The 20,756-nt window shown below is 56.9% G+C and carries 17 protein-coding genes; 8 read left to right on the top strand and 9 right to left on the bottom strand.

Translation table 11 applies throughout. The annotated features are described in order from the left end of the window. Positions 1 to 58 precede the first annotated feature (58 nt). Positions 59 to 1,753, top strand: a complete 1,695-nt coding sequence (gene leuA, locus EHN06_RS11860; protein WP_127332777.1) for a 2-isopropylmalate synthase — start codon at positions 59 to 61, stop codon at positions 1,751 to 1,753. 97 nt (positions 1,754 to 1,850) lie between these two features. Here the strand turns inward: leuA and EHN06_RS11855 are convergent, their stop codons facing one another. The 3 genes from EHN06_RS11855 to xseA all read right to left on the bottom strand — a co-directional run bounded on the left by EHN06_RS11855 (position 1,851) and on the right by xseA (position 5,709). Continuing rightward, complete coding sequence (locus tag EHN06_RS11855) at positions 1,851 to 2,060, bottom strand: cold-shock protein (RefSeq protein WP_008169155.1); 210 nt, start codon at positions 2,058 to 2,060, stop codon at positions 1,851 to 1,853. Positions 2,061 to 2,378: 318 nt separating this feature from the next. Then, the gene (locus EHN06_RS11850) at positions 2,379 to 4,253 is read right to left on the bottom strand and encodes a propionyl-CoA synthetase (protein ID WP_127332776.1); all 1,875 of its coding nucleotides are present in this window, start codon (positions 4,251 to 4,253) and stop codon (positions 2,379 to 2,381) included. A gap of 97 nt (positions 4,254 to 4,350) precedes the next feature. Continuing rightward, positions 4,351 to 5,709, bottom strand: a complete 1,359-nt coding sequence (xseA, locus tag EHN06_RS11845) for an exodeoxyribonuclease VII large subunit (RefSeq protein WP_228257291.1) — start codon at positions 5,707 to 5,709, stop codon at positions 4,351 to 4,353. Between the two features lie 215 nt (positions 5,710 to 5,924). Between xseA and guaB the strand changes: the two genes are divergently transcribed. Together guaB and guaA are read left to right on the top strand one after the other, a co-directional pair. Beyond that, positions 5,925 to 7,388: an IMP dehydrogenase gene (gene guaB, locus EHN06_RS11840; RefSeq protein ID WP_127332774.1), complete on the top strand. Its 1,464-nt coding sequence runs from the start codon at positions 5,925 to 5,927 to the stop codon at positions 7,386 to 7,388. A gap of 64 nt (positions 7,389 to 7,452) precedes the next feature. After that, the gene (gene guaA / locus EHN06_RS11835; RefSeq protein ID WP_127332773.1) at positions 7,453 to 9,030 is read left to right on the top strand and encodes a glutamine-hydrolyzing GMP synthase; all 1,578 of its coding nucleotides are present in this window, start codon (positions 7,453 to 7,455) and stop codon (positions 9,028 to 9,030) included. A 12-nt stretch (positions 9,031 to 9,042) separates the two neighbouring features. Here the strand turns inward: guaA and EHN06_RS11830 are convergent, their stop codons facing one another. The 5 genes from EHN06_RS11830 to EHN06_RS11810 all read right to left on the bottom strand — a co-directional run bounded on the left by EHN06_RS11830 (position 9,043) and on the right by EHN06_RS11810 (position 15,382). After that, the gene (locus EHN06_RS11830; protein WP_127332772.1) at positions 9,043 to 10,842 is read right to left on the bottom strand and encodes a PHA/PHB synthase family protein; all 1,800 of its coding nucleotides are present in this window, start codon (positions 10,840 to 10,842) and stop codon (positions 9,043 to 9,045) included. Between the two features lie 9 nt (positions 10,843 to 10,851). Beyond that, the gene (locus EHN06_RS11825) at positions 10,852 to 11,193 is read right to left on the bottom strand and encodes a phasin family protein (RefSeq protein WP_127332771.1); all 342 of its coding nucleotides are present in this window, start codon (positions 11,191 to 11,193) and stop codon (positions 10,852 to 10,854) included. A gap of 211 nt (positions 11,194 to 11,404) precedes the next feature. After that, positions 11,405 to 12,580, bottom strand: a complete 1,176-nt coding sequence (locus tag EHN06_RS11820) for an iron-containing alcohol dehydrogenase (RefSeq protein ID WP_127332770.1) — start codon at positions 12,578 to 12,580, stop codon at positions 11,405 to 11,407. A gap of 3 nt (positions 12,581 to 12,583) precedes the next feature. Beyond that, entirely contained in the window at positions 12,584 to 13,981 is a 1,398-nt protein-coding gene (locus EHN06_RS11815; protein WP_127332769.1) for an aldehyde dehydrogenase family protein, read from the bottom strand. A gap of 30 nt (positions 13,982 to 14,011) precedes the next feature. Then, complete coding sequence (locus EHN06_RS11810; protein ID WP_127332768.1) at positions 14,012 to 15,382, bottom strand: glutamine synthetase family protein; 1,371 nt, start codon at positions 15,380 to 15,382, stop codon at positions 14,012 to 14,014. 405 nt (positions 15,383 to 15,787) lie between these two features. Between EHN06_RS11810 and tadA the strand changes: the two genes are divergently transcribed. From tadA to EHN06_RS11785, 5 genes are all read left to right on the top strand, one after another. Next, positions 15,788 to 16,312 carry a tRNA adenosine(34) deaminase TadA gene (gene tadA, locus EHN06_RS11805; protein WP_127332767.1) on the top strand — a complete coding sequence of 175 codons (525 nt, stop codon included), beginning with the start codon at positions 15,788 to 15,790 and terminating at the stop codon, positions 16,310 to 16,312. Beyond that, positions 16,309 to 17,304 (top strand): UDP-glucose 4-epimerase GalE, encoded by a 996-nt coding sequence (galE, locus tag EHN06_RS11800; protein ID WP_127332766.1) that lies wholly within the window; start codon positions 16,309 to 16,311, stop codon positions 17,302 to 17,304. Before tadA ends, galE begins: the two co-directional genes overlap by 4 nt. Positions 17,305 to 17,346: 42 nt before the next feature. Continuing rightward, complete coding sequence (locus EHN06_RS11795) at positions 17,347 to 18,690, top strand: UDP-glucose dehydrogenase family protein (protein ID WP_127332765.1); 1,344 nt, start codon at positions 17,347 to 17,349, stop codon at positions 18,688 to 18,690. 1 nt (position 18,691) lies between these two features. Next, complete coding sequence (locus EHN06_RS11790) at positions 18,692 to 19,117, top strand: HIT domain-containing protein (protein ID WP_127332764.1); 426 nt, start codon at positions 18,692 to 18,694, stop codon at positions 19,115 to 19,117. A gap of 205 nt (positions 19,118 to 19,322) precedes the next feature. Further along, positions 19,323 to 19,829, top strand: coding sequence for a hypothetical protein (locus tag EHN06_RS11785; protein ID WP_127332763.1), 507 nt, complete (start codon positions 19,323 to 19,325; stop codon positions 19,827 to 19,829). A gap of 162 nt (positions 19,830 to 19,991) precedes the next feature. On the opposite strand, the gene fabR is transcribed toward EHN06_RS11785, so the two are convergent. After that, positions 19,992 to 20,615, bottom strand: coding sequence for an HTH-type transcriptional repressor FabR (fabR, locus tag EHN06_RS11780; protein WP_127332762.1), 624 nt, complete (start codon positions 20,613 to 20,615; stop codon positions 19,992 to 19,994). Positions 20,616 to 20,756 lie beyond the last annotated feature (141 nt).

Genomic DNA, 20,756 nt, shown 5'->3' with positions numbered 1-20,756 from the left:
CGGTTAATCTGTACACCATACATAGATTGTCCCCAGAAAAGCGCAAGGAATAGACGTTATGGCATTTGATCATCGCAAGTATGTTGCTTTTACGCCGGTTGCCAAGAAAGATCGTCGCTGGCCGGATCGTGTGATTGAAAAAGCGCCCACCTGGTGTGCGGTGGACCTTCGTGATGGTAATCAGGCACTGGTTAAACCTATGTCTGTTGCTCAGAAGCAGCGTCTGTTCGATTTGCTGGTGAAGCTGGGCTTCAAGGAAATCGAAATCGGCTTTCCAGCCGCCAGCCAGCCGGATTTTGATTTTTGCCGCAAGTTAATTGAAGAGGATCGTATTCCGTCGGATGTGAAAATCCAGGTCTTGACCCAGGCCCGCCCGGAACTCATTGAACGGACCTACGAAGCATTGCAGGGAGCGAAGCAGGCGATTGTCCATGTCTATAACTCCACCTCCACTGTTCAGCGGGAGCAGGTGTTTGGCCTTGACCGGGATGGCATTCGGGATATCGCGGTCAACGGAGCCCGGTTGGTCAAGGAAATCGCGGGGCGTCACCCGGAAACTGACTGGACCTTCCAGTATTCGCCGGAAAGCTTCACCGGCACCGAACTGGATTTTGCCGCCGAAGTGATTGATGCCGTCAACGACGTATGGCGTCCGGACCAGGGCCAACCGGTGATTATCAACCTGCCGGCGACTGTGGAGATGGCGACCCCCAACGTGTTTGCCGACCAGATCGAATGGATTTGTGATCAGGTTCGTTACCGTGAGCACATCAGTATCAGTGTTCACACCCACAATGACCGTGGCTGTGCGGTGGCGGCCGCGGAACTGGCGGTCATGGCCGGTGCGGACCGGGTGGAAGGCACCCTGATGGGGAACGGTGAGCGCACTGGCAATATGGATCTGGTGACCATGGCCATGAACCTGTACTCCCAGGGTATCGATCCGACGCTGGATCTGTCCGGCATGGCGGAGATTACCGAGGTTGTCGAGGCCTGTACCGAGATTTCAACGCACCCTCGCCATCCCTACGCGGGCGAGTTGGTCTTTACTGCGTTCTCCGGCAGCCATCAGGATGCCATTCGCAAGTGTCTTTCCAAGCGCAAGGATGGCGACGTATGGAACGTTGCCTACCTGCCCATCGATCCCAGGGATCTCGGCCGCCGGTATGAAGAAGTAGTGCGTATCAACAGCCAGTCCGGTAAAGGTGGTGTGGCCTACGTGTTGGAGCGTGATTACAAAATCACCCTGCCACGCTGGTTGCAGATCGAATTCAGTAAAGTGGTGCAGGGCGAGGCCGAGATCAACGGCGGGGAAATTGATTCCCTGACCATTCATCGCCTGTTTGAGGAGCGATACCTGAAAGTGCATAAGGCCTGGGCGTTGACCTCCTACGACCTGCATCGCGACGAAGACGGTGTGATGGCCGTAGTCAGCATGGGACAGGAGCACCCGGTTCGGCTGGAGGGACGCGGTCTGGGTGCAGTGGAAGCGGTGTCCGCAGCCCTGGAGGAGCGGTATGGTGTGAAAGTTGCTGTTGAAGCGTACGACGAGTTTGCTCTGGGGGAAGGCACCAATGCCAATGCACTGGCCTGCATCCGTCTGACAGCCAACGGGACTCATTGCAGTGCCGCGGCGCTGGCGGAAGATACTACATCCGCCACGCTTCAGGCGCTGTTCTCCGCTGTGGCACAGGTCGTTGATGTCCCGGCCGATACTGCAGTGGAGGAAGCGGTGGAATCCGCCGGCGCCTGATGTGCCCTTTGACCACCATATAAAAAGCCGGCGCGAGCCGGCTTTTTTACACCTGTTATTGCCATTGCCCGTGAGGGGCAAAAGCGGTCGCGTAACCTCAGACCGGGGTTACGTTTTCCGCCTGAGGACCTTTCGGGCCCTGTGTTACGGTGAACTGTACCTGCTGACCTTCGGTCAGGGTACGGAAACCGCTGGCATTGATTGCACTGTAGTGAACGAAAACGTCACTGCCACCATCCTGAGCGATGAAGCCAAAGCCCTTGGACTCGTTAAACCACTTAACGTGGCCGGTTTTTGTATCAGACATTGATCTTTCCTGTATTCCTGAAATTTTGCCCTCACGGGACCTTCGGTTTTTCTGGAGTTATACCGATGCTGAGAAATCCGAGCGTACTGAGGAAGGGACAACGAAGAGCACTGCGGCAGGACGTTGGAGCACTTTCACCAAATACCGCTGTATTTTCACAGCAATTTCAGTATAGACCGACTTTCCGGGTCGTCAACGCTTTTTGATGACTTTTCTGCAGGTTTTTAAGGCAGCAAAAACAACGGCTTGTCACGAAATCGTCACCGGATATCCCGGTCTTTTCCGGACCGGGATATTCGGGTTGCCGTTGGTGAACGCTCAGTTCCGGAAATGTTGGCTGATTTCGTCCAGAATCGCCGGGTCATCAATAGTGCTGGGCACTGCGTAGTTTTCCCCGTCCGCTATCTGGCGGATAACCCGCCGGAGTATTTTTCCGGAACGGGTTTTCGGCAGGCGCTCAACAACCAGGGCACGCCGGAAGCAGGCGATGGCGCCGATCTTTTCACGCACCATTTCCACCAGTTCCTCTTCCAGCTCATCGTGGTCAATGGTGGCTCCATCCTTGATGAGAACCAGGCCGACGGGGATTTGGCCTTTCATCTCGTCCTGGATGCCAACCACACAACATTCGGCAACGGCCGGGTGAGAAGCGACGACCTCTTCCATTTCCCCGGTCGACAGGCGATGGCCCGCGACGTTAATAACGTCATCGGTTCGGCCCATGACAAACACGTAGCCGTCATCGTCAATAAAACCACCGTCTCCGGAGCTGTAGAAGCCTTTGATGGGTTCAAGGTAAGTTTTTCGGAAGCGCGCATCGTCGCCCCAAACCGTCGTCATGCAGCCAGGTGGCAGCGGAAGTTTGACGGCAATCTGCCCCTGCTCATCGGCAGGCATCTGGTGGCCCTCCATGTCCACGACCTGGACATTGAAGCCGGGGGAAGGAACTGTGGCGGAGCCTGGTTTGGTGGCCATCATTTCAATGCCAACCGGATTGCAGCAGATGGCCCAGCCGGTTTCGGTCTGCCACCAGTGGTCCAGTACAGGCAGGCCGGTCTGCTCCCGCAGCCACTCGTACGTTGCGGGGTCCAGACGCTCGCCGGCCAGGAACAGCCTTTTCAGAGAGCTGATATCGTAGCGGGAGAGCTGGTCCGCTTCGGGGTCTTCCTTGCGCACAGCGCGAAAAGCCGTTGGCGCGGTAAACAGCATGTTGACCTTGTGGTCCTGGACCACCCGCCAGAATGCCCCTGCGTCCGGTGTCCTGACCGGCTTGCCTTCGTAAAGAATGGTCGTGCAGCCGGCAAACAGGGGGGCATAGACGATGTAGCTGTGTCCAACTACCCAGCCCACGTCTGAGGCGGCCCAGTAAACATCGCCGGGTTTGGCATCGTAAACCAGCTTCATGCTGTAGCGGAGGGCGACTGCGTGGCCGCCGTTGTCTCTCACCACCCCCTTGGGTTTGCCTGTGGTGCCGGACGTGTAAAGGATGTAGAGCGGATCGGTGGATTTGACCGGGACCGGCTCTACCGGCCGGGCGTTGGCAGTCAGCTCTGACCAGTCATAATCCCGTCCTTCCTGCAGGTGTGCTGTTACCTGTGGGCGTTGATACAGAATGCAGAATTCCGGTTTGTGGCTGGCCTGGTCGATGGCTTTGTCTACCAACGGCTTGTATTCAATGACTTTTGTGATTTCTATGCCGCAGGAGGCGGTAATAACGGCTTTTGGTTGGGCATCGTCAATACGCACAGCCAGCTCGTGGGCAGCGAACCCGCCAAAGACCACGGAGTGTATGGCACCGATCCGGGCGCAACCAAGCATGGCCACCACAGCTTCCGGTATCATCGGCATGTAGATGATCACGCGGTCACCCTTGGCAATTCCCCGGTCTCTTAGTGCTCCGGCAAATCTGGCGACTTCAGCGGTCAGCTCATTATAGGTGTAGGATTTCTGGGTGTTGGTTACTGGTGAATCGTAGATGAGGGCAGCCTGAGCGCCGCGGCCTGCGCGGATGTTTGCGTCAAGGGCGACATCGCAGGTGTTGAGCTCTCCATCGGGAAACCACTCTCCGTGGCCATTGTCGGTTGCCTGCCAGATGGTCTTGGGCGTTTTGAGCCAGTCGATATTCGCCGCCTGTTCTCGCCAGAACTCGTCAGGCTTGTCGATCGAACGCCTGAATTCAGAGTTATAATCCATACCATCTACCTCATGATCCTGTTGTTGTTTTAATGATGTTAACGACAACTGTAGGCGGTTTGATGGGAAGGACTACTAGACCATAGGCTTAGTTACGCTATTCCCCGGAAGAGTGGACTTCTTTCACGATAGCGGTGAGCTCGCCTTTGGCCAGGCGGGTGTTGATAATGTCGCCGGGAGCGACTTCGTTGGCGTCCCGAATTATGGTGCCGTCGCTTTCCCGTCGGGTAATGGCGTAGCCCCGGCCGAGTGTGGCCAGCGGGCTTACCACGTGCAACGTCTGACCGGTATGGCTCAGCCTGTCGTGGTGACGGTCAAGGCGTAGCCGGATAGCCTTGTCCAGCTTGTCCTGCAGGCGTAGTAAGCTGTCCCTGGCATGCTCCAGTCGACGACCGGGGGACTGCATCAGCAGGCGTTGCCTCAAGTGATCCGCGCGCAGGCTCCGCTGCCCCAGGGCGTTCGTCATGGCTTTACTCAGGCGCATGTCGAGCTCATCCATGCGTTGGGCCTTATCCATGAGTTCACGCCGGGGGTCCCTGAGCCGGGCTGCAAGATGCTGCATTCGTGTTTCCAGACGCTGCAGCGCACGCCGCACGGCATTGGCGAGACGGATCTCTTGCTCCTCCATCTGCCTTGCCCATTCCCTCTGGTCGGGGGAAATTTTCTCGGCTGCGGCGGACGGGGTCGGCGCCCTGAGGTCGGCCACAAAATCAGCGATGGTCACGTCCACTTCGTGGCCAACCGCGCTTACCGTGGGAATCCTGCAGTTGGCGATGGCCCGGGCGACAGCCTCTTCGTTAAAGCACCACAGATCCTCGAGTGACCCGCCACCGCGACCGATAATGAGCACGTCGGCTACACCGTGGGATTGGGCTTGTTCAATGGCGCGGACAATGTCAGCGGTAGCCGCCTTACCCTGCACAGCCGTGGGGTAAAGGGTGACCGGTATGGCCGGGCATCGGCGGGCCAGAACCGTCAGAATGTCGTGGATGGCGGCGCCGGTTGGTGAGGTAATCACGCCAATGTGGTGGGGGAGTGTGGGCAGTGCCTTCTTGCGGGCAACGTCGAACAGCCCTTCAAGTTGCAGCTTTCTCTTCAGTTCCTCGAACGCCTGCTGAAGTGCGCCCAGGCCGGCGGGCTCGAGGTGCTCGACGATAATCTGGAAGTCCCCCCGGTTTTCATACAGCGTCACCTTGCCGCGAATTCTTATCTGGTCACCTTCCTTAGGCAACTCACGAATGCGCTGATTGAAGCCCCTGAACATCGCGCAACGGACCTGGCATTTGCGATCCTTCAGGGAAAAATACCAGTGCCCGGACGACGGACGTGAAAATCCGGACAATTCGCCTTCCACCCAGACCTGCATAAAACTGGTTTCCAGCAGGTGTTTCGCCTGGTGATTCAGTTCGCTGACACTTAATGCCCGGGGGCGGGAATCCTGAAAGGGGGTATTCAATGTGTGACTCCCTGTTTCAATATACGCAATAGCCGAAAAAATGAAGGGCAAAAATAGCGGAAATTCAAAAAGATGCAATCGAAGGTTCAAACAGCGCCGGTTTACTGTCCACCCACGCCCATTTATAATAGCTCGATTAAGGTTTTTGCTTTGCTGCGCCATACTTGGCGCAGCAGGTGAATTCCCAACTTAGCATGTTCAAAAGGCGGATCCCAATGCTGCGAATTGCCGAAGAAGCCCTTACATTTGACGATGTTCTGCTGATCCCAGGATTTTCGGAAGTTCTTCCCCACGAGGTCAGCCTGAAAACCCAGCTGACCAAAGGCATCACTCTCAATGTTCCATTGGTGTCGTCGGCAATGGATACAGTGACTGAGGCCGAGTTGGCCATCGCCATGGCACAGGAAGGTGGCATCGGCATCATGCACAAAAACATGACCGTCGAGCAACAGGCGGCGGCCGTTCGCAAGGTCAAGAAGTTTGAAAGTGGTGTGGTGAAAGACCCCATCACGGTGGCTCCGGGAACCACCGTACGTGAGTTGGTGGATATTACCATGGCTAACAACATCTCCGGCCTGCCGGTGGTGGATGGCCGTGACCTGGTGGGTATTGTGACCGGGCGTGATATCCGTTTTGAGAGCCGCATGGACACCCCGGTGTCGGACATCATGACGCCGAAGGACAAGTTGGTTACCGTCAGGGAAGGGGCCAGCCTTGACGATGTCAAAGAATTGCTGCATCGCCATCGCATTGAGAAAGTGCTGGTGGTGAATGATGACTTCGAGCTCAAGGGGCTGATTACCGTCAAGGACATCCAGAAAGCCAAGGATTACCCGTTGGCCTGCAAGGATGAACAGGGGCGCCTGCGGGTCGGGGCTGCCGTGGGTACCGGCGGTGATACCGAAACACGCATTACCGCCCTGGCGGAAGCCGGTGTGGATGTGATCGTGGTGGATACGGCCCACGGTCACTCCAAGGGCGTGATTGACCGCGTACGCTGGGTCAAGGAAAAATTCCCGGAGGTCCAGGTGGTGGGTGGTAACATCGCCACTGCTGATGCCGCCATTGCTCTCGCTGACGCCGGCGCGGATGCGGTAAAAGTGGGTATTGGCCCTGGCTCCATTTGTACCACCCGTATCGTTGCCGGTATTGGTGTTCCACAGATTTCCGCGGTTTCCAACGTGGCAGCGGCATTGAAAGATCGCGGGGTGCCACTGATCGCCGATGGTGGTGTCCGGTTCTCCGGGGACATAGCCAAGGCTATTGCCGCAGGGGCACACAGTGTGATGATCGGCAGCCTGCTCGCGGGTACCGATGAGGCTCCGGGAGAGGTCGAGCTGTTCCAGGGCCGTAGCTACAAGGCATACCGCGGCATGGGCTCCCTTGGTGCCATGGGGCAGGGCTCCAGTGACCGTTATTTCCAGGATGCCAGCAAGGGTATCGAGAAACTGGTGCCGGAGGGTATAGAAGGCCGGGTTGCCTGCAAGGGGCCGATGCGTAATATCGTCCATCAGCTGATGGGTGGTTTGCGGGCTTCCATGGGTTACACCGGTAGTGCGACCATGGAAGAAATGCGTACCAGACCGCAATTTGTTCGCATCACCAACGCGGGTATGCGTGAGAGTCACGTTCATGATGTGACCATCACCAAGGAAGCACCCAACTACCGAGTCGGCTAATCACGCCGTTCCGGGCGCGGCTCAGGGGCTGGGCCGCGCTTATTATTTCTGATCCGAGGACTCCATGGCCCAGAACATCCACGACCACCGCATTCTGATTCTCGATTTTGGTTCCCAGTACACCCAGCTGATTGCACGCCGCGTGCGGGAAATCGGGGTTTACTGTGAGATCAAGGCCTTTGATATCACCGATGAAGAGCTCGACGCATTTAATCCCAAAGGCATTATCCTCGCTGGTGGTCCCGAATCTGTCACCCAGCTTGGTGGTCCCCGTGCTCCGCAAGGTCTGTTTGATCGGGGTATCCCGATTCTGGGTATCTGTTATGGCATGCAAACCATGGCCGAACAGCTCGGTGGGCGTGTGGCCAGCTCCGACAAGCGTGAATTTGGATACGCCCAGGTCAAGGTGCGGGCCGCCGGACCGCTGTTGCAGGACATTACCGATCATCTGACAGCGAACGGAGAGTCCCTGCTGGACGTGTGGATGAGTCACGGCGACAAGGTGGTTGCCCTGCCGGACGGTTTTGAGCTGTTGGCCTCCACCGAGAGTGCCCCGATCTCCGCCATGCAGGACCTCAGCCGTAACCTTTACGGCGTACAGTTCCATCCGGAGGTGACTCACACCCTTCAGGGTAAGCGCATTCTGGAACATTTCGTACTGAATATCTCCGGCTGCGAGGCGCTATGGACGCCTGCCAAGATTGTTGACGATGCTGTACAGCAGATTCGTGAACAGGTGGGCAATGACAAAGTGTTGCTCGGTCTCTCCGGTGGTGTGGATTCGTCCGTGACCGCCGCGCTGCTGCATAAGGCCATCGGTGACCAGCTGACTTGCGTGTTCGTGGATAATGGCCTGCTGCGCCTGCACGAAGGCGATCAGGTCATGGATATGTTCGCCAGCAACATGGGCGTGAAGGTGATCCGTGTGGACGCCGAGGAACTGTTCCTGTCCAAGCTCAAGGGCGAAGCGGATCCGGAGAAGAAGCGTAAAATTATTGGTAACACCTTCATCGATGTGTTCGATGAAGAGGCTGCCAGTATTCGCGATGTAAACTGGCTGGCCCAGGGCACTATTTATCCGGACGTTATTGAGTCCGCGGCGTCCAAGACTGGCAAAGCCCATGTGATCAAGTCTCACCACAATGTGGGCGGCCTGCCGGAAACCATGAAAATGAAGCTGGTGGAGCCGCTGCGTGAGCTGTTCAAGGACGAAGTTCGTCGCATCGGCCTGGAGTTGGGATTGCCATACGATATGGTGTATCGCCACCCATTCCCCGGACCGGGGCTGGGTGTTCGCATCCTGGGTGAAGTGAAAAAGGAATACGCGGACATTCTTCGCCGTGCCGATGCCATCTTCCTGGAGGAGCTGCATCGTGCCGATTTTTATCACAAAACCAGTCAGGCTTTTGCGGTGTTCCTGCCGGTGAAGTCTGTGGGTGTGGTCGGGGATGCCCGTCGTTACGAATATGTGATTGCTCTGCGCGCCGTCGAGACCATCGACTTCATGACCGCCCGCTGGGCCCACTTGCCCTATGACCTGCTGGAAACGGTGTCCAACCGGATTATCAATGAGATTACCGGTGTGTCCCGGGTGACCTATGATGTGTCATCCAAGCCACCGGCGACTATTGAGTGGGAGTAAGGGGGCGCCGGTTTAACCGGCGGCCTTTGCGGCTTTAACGCGCACGTAGCTCCCCGGAGCATCCTCGATAACTGGTAATTTTCCTTCGCCCGGTATGCGTGCTGGCACCTGCTCGCCGGAGAACCGGGCGATCCATTTCAGCCAGTGCGGCCACCAGGACCCCGGAGATTGTTCGGAATCAGCGAACCATTTGTCAGCGTCCGCTGCAAGGTTGTTGTTGGTCCAGTAGCCGTACTTCTCCTTGTAAGGTGGATTGATAACGCCGGCGATGTGGCCTGAGCCGGACAGAACAAACTGCACATCGCCACCGTGGGCAAGGGCACCTTTGTATGTGGCTTTCCATTTGGCAATGTGATCCTGTCGCGCTGAGAGGAAAAACGAAGGTACATCGATCTCCGACAGATTGATGGATTCCCCAGCCAGAGTAAGAGAGTCCGGCTGAACCAGGCGGTTGTTCAGATACATTTCGCGAAGATAAAAACTGTGCATTTTCGCCGGCAGATTGGTGCCATCGGTATTCCAGTACAATATGTCGAAAGCCGCTGGCCTCTCTCCTTTCAGGTAATTATTGGTCCAGAACGACCAGAACAATTCGTTTTCCCGAAGCAAATTGAAGGTAAATGCCATTGCGCGTCCATCCAGGTAACCCCTGCGCGCCAGCATTCGTTCGATACCCCGGACCGAGTGATCGTTGATAAACACGCCAATGCCACCCGGATCTGAAAAGTCCAGAAGTGTGGTCAAGTAGGTGGCGCTTACCACAGGATTGCGGCGTTTTTTCTTGAGCCATGCCAGCGTGGATCCGAGCAAAGTGCCACCAATGCAATACCCGATAACGTTCATACGGTCTTCACCCGTTGTCTCGGTTACAGCATCCATGGCGGCCAAAGGCCCAAGCTGCATGTAATCTTCCCATCCCTTGTCCCTGTGCTCGGGGCCGGGGTTGCGCCAGGAAATTATGAAGACGGTTTGTCCCTGATCTACGAGCCACTGGATGAAAGATTTCTTCTCTGTCAGATCCAGTATGTAGAACTTGTTGATCCAGGGTGGAACAATCAGGAGAGGGCGTTGGCTGACCGTTTCTGTGGAGGGGGAGTACTGGATCAGTTGCATTAGTTCATTCTGGTAGATCACTTTTCCTGGCGTCGTTGCGAGGTTGCGGCCCACTTCAAATGCTGAGCGATCCGTCATGCCAACATTGAATAGCGCCGGATTCTGGCGAACGTCTTCAACTAACTGACGGCAACCATCAACCAGGTTCATGCCTTTTCGCTCCCAGGTTATTCTGAGAACTTCCGGGTTGGAGGCGGGGAAATTTGCGGGGGAAAGTGCGCTGGTCAATTGTCGGGCAAAGAACAGCATCTGGTCACGGCCTGTTTGGGGGACGACTTCCATTCCACCGACCCAGTCCAGGAAAGCTCGGGAGTTAATCAGGTAAGCTTGGTGGAGCACATCAAAGGGCAGGTACTTGTGCCAATCTTCGGCCTGGAAGCGCCGATCGTCCGACTCCGGCTCAGCCACGGGGTTTCGGGCTTTACCACTCAGTCGTGCAAGGATGTAATAGCCAAGAGCCATGTGCTTTTGGGCAAGGTCCAGCTCGGCGCCTGCAAATCTGAGCGGGTGCAGCAGCAGATCTTCTGCCATGGCCCTGTAGGCATCGGAAATCTCAGTCATCGTGGCAAGTTTGGCATCATCCATGACGCCGGTATCGCCAAGCCATGTTTCAAGGTTTTGCTGAGTTAGCCGAACGTTAGCCTCAAAGCTGCTGATCAGTTGACTGGCCGTTTTCCCCAGCGTATCCAGACCGAACATAAACGTCCTCTACTTTGCGGTTTTCGGGGTCGTCTTGGCGGGGGCTTCATCAGGCTCAGGTGCTTTTTCAAAAACCTTTTGAACCTGTTCACGAGTTTCGTTGAAGTAATCCTGCCAGGCTTTCCAGTCATTTGAGAATTGTTCACTGAGTGATTTGAGGGTTTCAGCCTGGTCTCCGGTGAGTGCTTTCAATCCCTCCAGATCCCGAACCTCCGATACCTTTTGGGCCTGTTCCATGGTGACATCAGCGTATCGGCGAAAAGCGTTCATTTGCATTTCTGCCGCCTTACTGAACTGCTCGAAAAGTGTTTCATTCAGTCGTGTCGCTTTTTCAAATAATTCGTTATTCATTTATATAGCTCCTTCGTATTCAGGATATTTGGAGCTTTATTGTGACTCAGCGTTAAAGGCGCCGTATTGACAAGCATCAACTGCGGGATGGTTCTGAGATCTCAGAAAATTTCTTTAGTCCCGGAGACTTATGGGAAGGCAGGAGGCATAGTGAACTACCGTCTCGAGAGAGTGGGTTATGAAGACAGCAATTCCTTCCTTTCAAGGCGGGCTACGGAAGCACTCCCTGGACGGCATTCCGAAATACACCCTCCAGGTCCTTGGTGCCAACGGGCCGTGGATTACCGCTGGCCGAAGGGTCTGTCGCGGCCAGGCGGCTAACGTCCACGGCATGGTCGAGGGGGACATCCAGCTCCGCCAGGGTATGGGGAATGCCCAGTTCCCGTCGGAACGCCAGTACCCACTGTAATACCGACTCGAAGGTGGTCGCCGCCAGGCCGACAACCTGGGCGATGGGGGGAATGCGGTCTTCAATCCAGTCGCGGTTATGCACCATGACATAGGGCAGGACAATGGCATTGGTCAGGCCGTGGTGGGTATGGTACATCGCCCCGACGGCGTGGGAAATCGCATGCACGCCGCCCAGTCCTTTCTGGAAAGCAATTGCCCCCATGCTCGCCGCGGCCAGCATCTCGGTACGTGCCTTCAGGTCGCTACCATCGCGGTAGGCCGTCGGCAGCGCCCTGGCCACCAAGCGCATACCTTCCAGGGCAATGCCATCGCAAATCGGGTGAAAACCCGGTGAACAATAGGCTTCGAAGCAGTGTATGAATGCATCCAGTCCAGTCGCGGCGGTAACCGGGGCCGGCAGCCCCGTGGTCAACTCGGGGTCGAGGATGACTGTCACCGGCAGCATCCCGGGATGGAAAACGATGACCTTGCGCTGTTGGGTTTCGTTTGAAATCACCGCGGCCCGGCCCACTTCGGACCCGGTGCCCGCAGTGGTGGGGATGGCGATGACGGGCGCGATGCCCTCCGGGTCGGCGCGTTTCCAGTAATCGCGGATGTCCTCGAAGTCCCAGATTGGGCGGGTCTGGCCAGACATAAAGGCAATGGCCTTGCCCACATCCAGGCCGCTGCCACCGCCCAGTGCGATCACGCTGTCATGACCGCCCGCCCGATAAGCGGCCACGCCAGCCTCGACCATACTTCCGGTTGGGTTGCCCTCGACGTCGGCAAACAGGGCGGCGTTCAGGCCGGCGGCAGTCAGGGCCGTCAAGGTCCCGGTCACCATCGGCAGGTTGGCCAGGCCCCGGTCGGTGACCAGCAAGGGTGCCTTGAAGCCCAGTTCGCTGCATAGCGAAGGCAGCTCCTGCAGGCGGCCGGGGCCGACCAGTATGCGATTGGGCAGACCCCAGTTTGCGGTTAAGGATTGTTCCTGGGTCATAGTTCAGGCACCTAGTCTCAAATGAAAACTCTTGGGTTGGGTCAGGGCGTTGTAGCCCAGTTCCGATAGGGAGACACCGTGGCCGCTGTGTTTCACGCCGGTCCAGGCCAGGGCGGGGTCAAGCACGTCACAGCGGTTCATAAACAGGGTGCCGGTTTGCACCTGGCGGCCCAGGCGTTCGGCGGCCTCCAGGTCCCGTGTCCAGATCGAGGCGGAGAGCCCGAACTCACTGTCATTCATCAGCCTGATGGCTTCTTCGTCCGAGGTGACGGCCATCACACCCACGACGGGGCCGAAACTTTCCTCCGTCATCACCCGCATGCCATGGTTTACGCCGGTCAGGATCTGCGGTGCCATATAGGCAGTGCCCGGCTTGTTCTGGGCAAAGCGTTTGGGGTCGACCACGGCGGTAGCTCCGTTTTGGACCGCTTCGGCGATCTGAGCGTGCACGAAGTCGGCTGCTTGCGTCTTCACCATCGGACCCAAGGTGGTGTCCCGGTCCAGTGGGTTGCCGAGGGTCAGCTTCAGCGCTTCAGACGCCAGGGCTTCGACAAAGGGTTGGTAGACGTCCCGATGCACATAGATGCGCTCCACCGAGCAACAGGACTGGCCGCTGTTGAAGAAGGCGCCGTCCGCCAGATTAATCGCAGCATCGGCCAGGTCCGCATCCGCCCGGACGTAGGCCGGGTCCTTGCCACCCAGCTCCAGGGCGGTGCCGGCGAACTGGCCGCTCTGTGCCACCGCCTGCTGGATATTCCGGCCACCGCGCACCGAGCCGGTAAAGCTGACAAAGCGAATGGCGGGTTCCCGCAGCAAGGCGGCGGTGGTGTCGTGGCTGAGATGCACCGCCTGGAAGACCCCCTCGGGCAAGCCTGACTGTCGTAACACCCGCTCCAGGCGCTCGGCGCAGAGCAACGTCTGTTGCGCATGTTTCAGCAGCACGGCGTTGCCCGCGGCCAGTGCCGGCCAAACGGAGTTGACCGCTGTCATGTAGGGGAAATTCCAGGGGGCGATGGTCAGCACCACGCCAACCGGGTCGCGCTGGATGTAGCGCTTGAATCTGGCCTTCCCGGGTATCTCGATCGGGGCCAGCGCACGGGGCGCAATATCCAGCATATAACGGGCGCGCTCGACGAACCCCCTGGCTTCCCCGGGTCCCTGGGCAATGGGGCGGCCCATTTGCCAGGCCAGCTCTTCCGATAGTTCGTCCTGTTGTTCCAGCAACGCATCCACGGCACTGCTCAGGATACGCAGGCGTTGGTCCAGGGCAATATCCTGCCAGGCTCGTTGGGCTTCGGTGGCCCGTTTCACCGCCTGCCGTGCCTCGGGATGGCCTAAATAGGGCCGTTCGGCATAGAGGGTGCCGTCAACCGGGCTGATGATGCGTGCCATATCCGACATAAGCCTCTTCACTCCATCAGATGATTTCCCCTAAATAATTTCAAAGTAACGTTGCATTTCCCAGTCGGTGATGGCCTTGCGGAATTCCCGCTCCTCCCACTCCCGCGTCGCTGCGTAATGCTCGACAAACGCATCGCCGAAGTTGTCCCGCGCCACCTTGGAATGTCGCAGGCGGGCCGCAGCCTCCGTCAACGTGGCGGGTAACTGGCGTTCCGGGGCGAAGGTCATTTCATAGGCGTTGCCCTCGATGGGGCTGTCGGGTTCGATATGGTTTTCGATGCCCCACAGTCCGGAGGCCAGGCTGGCGGCCAGGGCGATGTAGGGGTTGATGTCCGCCGCCGAGATGCGATATTCCACCCGCTGGGACTTGGGCGGTCCGGGGATGGCGCGCAGGGCGCAGGTGCGGTTCTCGATCCCCCAACTGGCAGCCGTGGGCGCCCAGGCACCCGGAACCAGACGGGTGTAACTGTTGACGGTGCAGGCGATCATTGCCAGGAACTCCGGCATCAAGGCCTGCTGTCCACCGATAAAATGGCGCATGGTTTCTGACAGGTGATGGGGCGTGTCTCCCTCGTCGTAAAACGCCGAACTGCCATCGGGTTTCTGCAGCGACAAATGGATGTGGCCGCTCTGGCCGGGATAGTCCGGGGACCATTTCGCCATGAAGGTGGCCATCATCCCGCGGCGCTCGGCATACACCTTGGTAAAGGTCTTGAACAGGGCGGCCTTGTCGGCGGCCCGCAGGGCTTCGTCCACATCCAGGGCGGCCTCGAGCACACCGGGGCCGGTTTCGGTGTGGAAGCCCTCCATCGCCATGTCCAGGTCCTGGCAATAGGTCATGAAGTCGTTGTAGAACTCCCCCATCACCGAGTTTCGCAGCACGGAATAGCCGAAGAAGCCCGGCGTGATGGTCTTCAGCTCACGATAATTCTTCTCCCGCACCGATTGGGGTGTCTCCTGGAACATGAAGAACTCGAATTCGCAGCCAGCAAAGACCTTGAAACCTAGTGATTCCGCCCGCTTCAGTACCCGGCGCAGCAGGCCTCGGGGGCAGATCGACTCAGTGCGGCCGGTGAATTCGCACAGGAAAAACAGGGTATTGCCTTCGGAGGGGATCTCGCGGCAACTGTCCGGAACGATGCGGGCCCAGGCATCCGGATAGGCGGTGTGCCAGCCGGTGAACTCAATATTGTCATAGAGCTGGTCGTTGCTGTCCCAGCCGAATACCACATCACAGAACCCAAACCCGTGTTCCAGCGCAGAAAGAAACTTGCCCCGGCTCATGTACTTGCCGCGCAAGACGCCATCGATGTCAAAGGCACCTACCTTAACCTGGGTAGCATGGCGATCTTCGACGATGGCCTTGGCGTCCTCAAGGGTTTTCACATCTGCCGGCTGCATCTGGTTTCTCCCATAGGGGATTGGGCACGCCCGGCGCTTTTGACGGTGCGGGTGGGCGTCATTTTTATTGTTGGGACTGCACCTTTCAGCTTAGCCATACCGCAAGACTCTGCCAAAATATTCGGCATTCGCTAAAGCAGGTACTGATCCTGTCCATTGAAAACGATGTTAAATAGCCAGCATCGAATCGATTTCGCGTGGGGGTTATGACAAGACGAAAAAAGCAAGGTAGACTCCATGTTTTACGCCGGAGTCCATGAAATCACGACGGTTGGTCAGTTAATGAGCCAAGTAACTTCCTTTTGGCTCAATAAGTTGCGATGCAACCCATTGTTCATCTCCACTAGTTAGTGGGTATTCACGGATTATTTAAAATCAAATGGGAAACTGGGTATTTCGCCAGGAATGAGCGTTCACTTAGGTATTGACGAGCGTTGGATGGCGCGCGCCCTGGCGTTGGCCGAACAGGCCTCTGCCCGGGGAGAGGTGCCGGTTGGCGCTGTCGTGGTTCTTGACGGCCGGGAAATCGGTGCCGGCTTTAACGCCCCGATCAGTGGCTGTGACCCCACGGCTCATGCCGAGATCAGGGCGCTGCGGGACGCCGCAAGCCGGGTTGGCAATTACCGTTTATCCGGTGCCACGCTGTATGTCACGCTTGAGCCCTGCACCATGTGTGTTGGTGCCATTGTTCACAGTCGCATCAGCAGGCTGGTATACGGAGCCGCTGAACCGAAAGCGGGTGCCGTCGAATCGGCGCGGAACACGCTGGAGGAAGAGCATTTCAACTGGCGGGTGGACGTTACCGGTGGCGTGCTTGCCCCGGAATGTGGTGAAGTGATCAGTCAGTTTTTCAGCCGCCGGCGTGCGGAGATCCGTCGTCAGCGCCAGCAAAGAAAGCAGGATTCAGGGAAGGAGCAGAGCAAACCATGAAAGTACTGGTGACCGGCGGAGCCGGCTACATTGGCAGTCACGTGGTGCGGCAACTCGGCGAAGCCGGACACGATGTCGTGGTGTTCGATAACCTCTCGACGGGCTACCGATGGGCGGTGACCTGTGGTGAACTGGTTGTGGGTGACCTGGCGGATGAATCGGCCATCGCGGATGTGTTCTCACAGCACAGCTTTGATGCCGTCCTGCATTTCGCCGCTAACATTGTGGTGCCTGAATCTGTCGAGAATCCTCTCAAGTATTACAGCAACAATACCCGCAATACGCTGAACCTTCTGCGGGCCGTTGAGCAACACCGTGTGCCCTACATGGTGTTTTCTTCCACCGCCGCCGTTTATGGCATGCCGGAACAGACCGTGTTGACCGAGGACTTGCCGCTGGCACCGATTAACCCCTACGGTGCCTCCAAGATGATGAGTGAACGTATGATCATGGATCTTGCGGCGGCTTCCTCCCTGAATTATGTCATCCTTCGCTATTTCAATGTGGCTGGTGCCAACCCGGACGGCTTGCTTGGGCAGGCGACTCCCGAAGCCACACATCTGATCAAGGTCGCCAGCGAGTGCGTGACAGGGAAGCGCGACGGTATGAGCATATTCGGAACAGATTATGACACCCGAGACGGCACCTGCATCCGCGATTACATTCATGTGGAAGACCTGGCCAAGGCCCACGTAATGGCCCTGGGTTATATGGCAGATGGCGGCGAATCGCGGGTACTGAATTGTGGTTATGGTCGCGGATTCACCGTGCGGGAAGTCATTGATGTGGTCAAGCGGCAATCCGGTGTGGACTTCCCTGTGAAGGAAACAGGGCGCCGGGCCGGGGATCCGGCCGCGCTGATGGCGGATAACGAGCGAATCAAACAGATACTGGGCTGGCAACCGGATTACGACGACCTGGAAATCATCGTAGGTACCGCGCTGGCCTGGGAGAAAATCTGGCAGGATCGCCAGGCAGGTGAGAACGCCTGACACAGTTTTTTCTGAAACATTGCAACTATCGGGATTGATTGAATGAAGATTACCATTTTTGGTACCGGTTACGTCGGTCTGGTGACAGGCGCCTGTCTGGCCGATGTAGGGCACGAAGTGCTGTGCATGGATGTTGATCGCGGCAAGATCGAAAAGCTGGAGAACGGCCAGATTCCCATCTATGAGCCGGGCCTGGAAAGCATCGTCAAACACACAGTGGAGGCAGGACGTCTGTCTTTCACCACCGATGCCGCGAAGGCTGTCCGGCACGGTATTCTGCAGTTTATTGCGGTGGGAACGCCACCGGATGAGGATGGCTCGGCAGACCTTCAATACGTAACGGCGGTTGCCCGGTCTATTGGTGAGCACATGGACGACTACAAGGTGGTCGTTGACAAGTCCACCGTCCCCGTGGGCACCGGTGACAAGGTCAAGGCCGCTGTACGTGCCGAACTGGACCGCCGTGGCCTGGAGTTGGAATTTGATGTGGTGTCCAACCCGGAGTTCCTGAAAGAAGGAGCGGCGATCAATGATTTTATGAAGCCCGACCGTATTGTCGTTGGCACCGACAGCGATAAGGCGGCGGACATGCTGCGGGAAGTCTATTATCCGTTCAATCGCAGTCACGACCGTATGATCTTTATGGATATCCGCTCAGCCGAGCTGACCAAGTATGCGGCCAACTCCATGCTCGCCACCAAGATCAGTTTCATGAACGAAATTGCCAACTTGGCCGAACGTCTTGGGGCGGATATTGAGGCAGTGCGTCGGGGTATTGGCTCCGATCCCCGTATTGGCTATCACTTTATCTATCCGGGCTGTGGTTACGGTGGCTCCTGTTTCCCGAAAGATGTTCAGGCCCTGGCGCGGACGGCCCGCGATTGTGACTACGAAGCTCGCCTGCTTAATGCTGTTGAATCGGTGAATTACGCCCAGAAGCATGTTCTGTTCGACAAGATCAGTCACTATTTCAATGGCGATCTCAAAGGCAAAGTGGTGGCCCTTTGGGGGTTGGCATTCAAACCCAATACCGATGACATGCGAGAGGCATCGGCTCGCACACTGATGGAGGACCTCTGGAAAGCGGGTGCCAGCGTGCAGGCTTTCGATCCGGAGGCCATGGAGGAGACTCAGCGGCTCTATGGCGACCAATCCGGTCTCACTCTGTGTGGAACCAAGGAGCAGGCGCTGAAAGGTGCCGATGTTCTCGCCATCTGCACGGAGTGGAAGGAGTTCCGTTCCCCGGATTTTGCCGCCATTGCCACCACTCTGAAGGAACCGGTGGTGTTCGATGGCCGTAACCTTTACGAGCCGGAGATGTTGAGCCGCAATGGGCTCATCTACTATGCTATCGGTCGTGGCCGTAACCAGTTCCAGTTCGATTGATATGTCTTCAGCCAGCGATTTTCAGCTCCATGAGCGCCTTGCCGCTGATACGATCAGCCTGGGCCGGACTCGATTGTGCGAGGTTCGGTTGATGAATGACCGTACCTGGCCCTGGGTCATCCTGGTTCCGGTGCGACCAGGTATCCGGGAAATCTATGAGCTTGAACCAGCGGATCAACAACGACTGCTGGTTGAGTCTTCTGCCTTGAGTAAAGACATGATGGCCCGGTTCGATGGCGACAAAATGAATGTTGCCGCGCTGGGGAACATGGTGCCGCAGTTGCATTTGCATCATATTGTCCGCTTTCGGGGTGACCCCGCCTGGCCTGCTCCGGTATGGGGTACGCAACCCCCGGTACCTTATGACGAATCTGAACTGGCATCAGTCCGCGAACAGCTGAATCCCGTCATTTCATCTCTTGCCTGATTGTCAGGAGGCAACCGCCTCCTGACAGCTGCCACTAACTCTTCCGGGTGGCCCACTTTGCCATCTATCTCTTTCTTCTTGGGCCAAAAAGGTCTCTTTCGTATGTATCCACCGGTACATTCAGGAACTTGGGATGCTATACCAGCGTGTAACCATGGAAACGTGACGTAGATCCCAAAAAAACCAAGTAAAAGAGAGTGGAACTATGGAAAATACCTCCAGCGCTCAGGTGAGTTTGCCGCAGGCCTCCCACGATACGGATGTCGTCAATTATCGATATCTGGCACTCGGATTACTGTCCGCCAGGGTTTACACGGAAGAATCTTTGGAACTCATAGAAGAGTGCGTTGTGCTGGATTTTGATCGCGACGGTGTGGCCCTGATCCTGTCCGGTGATCAGGTCAAGCCGGACGAAAATGTGCGTTTGTCCCTTGTACGTAAGCTCGAAGTGAGAAACCCGAGGGATGAGCCTGTCATCAGCTTTGTGCCCGGTAATGTACGATACGTCAATGATATTGGTGACGGTGTACGAGTGGGTATCCGGCTGGATTATTCCCTGAGCCAGGAGTTGGATGGTGCTTTTCGCCATCGTGCCATAGAGGTGGAAAACTATCTGGAGCGCCATCACGCGGACGCCGCACGTATGGCGTCATCTGTTTACAGGATTCCGGAAGGATATGAAATTGGCGGACGGATGAAGTACGCCTCCTAGGGACGCGTCATAAAAAAGCCCGCCAAGTGGCGGGCTCAAGTCACCTCATAGAGGCAACGACTCAACAATAGGATAGGCTCTATCCCAATTAGCAGACGAGTGTTGAGTCATTAGGGTTCCAGTAAATTCCGATAAATTGAAAAAAATACCTGAAATTCGGGTTCAGGGCTTTCTTGTGTGACTGGCGAGACTTTGAGAGCCCAATAGAATCATCCGCAATTCCGTTTTCAGTTTAACCTTCAGGTTTTCCTTCTCTTTTGGTGTTGCATCCAGGGCTTCCGCGCCCTGATTGAACACCAGGGTAACCATGGCTTCCGCGACCAGTCGCGCATCGGACAGTGGTTTGCTCTGTTCGTCCGCAAAACGCCGCAGGTCATCCGCCAGTTCCGTAACGAAATGATCTATTTCCGCCTTGATGGCGGTACGGAAGGGTTTGGAGACCCCCGTACGTTCCCGCAACATCAGCCGAAACAGGTTGGCGTTGTTGCCGAGATACTCCATAAAGGTTTCGACGGAGGTGCTGATGGCGCTGCCATCCCTTGCGATCCGCTTGCGTGCGTGGCGCATGAGCTGGCGCAGGGCTACACCGCCTTCATCCACCAGTGCCAGGCCCAGTTCGTCCAGTTCAGCAAAATGGCGATAGAACGATGTCGGGGCAATGCCGGCTTCCCGGGCAACTTCCCTGAGGCTCAGACTGCCAAAGCCACGATCGGCGCTGAGCTGAGCGAGGGCAGCATCCATCAGGGCGCGGCGTGTTTTGAGTTTTTGTTCGGCTCGGGACGACAATGCAACGGCTCCGATTGCTGAATAGGGCGCTACATTCTATCGGTCTGTGCAGGAGGCGTCACCCACCGTGATTGGAGCCTGATTTTCACGCTCATTGTGTTTATAATGGGCGGCTTTTCCAGTAGTGTCCGCCGAATCCAT

It is taken from the genome of Marinobacter sp. NP-4(2019), from assembly GCF_003994855.1.
Classification (GTDB): Bacteria; Pseudomonadota; Gammaproteobacteria; order Pseudomonadales; family Oleiphilaceae; genus Marinobacter.
This window is presented reverse-complemented; position numbering and strand designations above follow the sequence as displayed.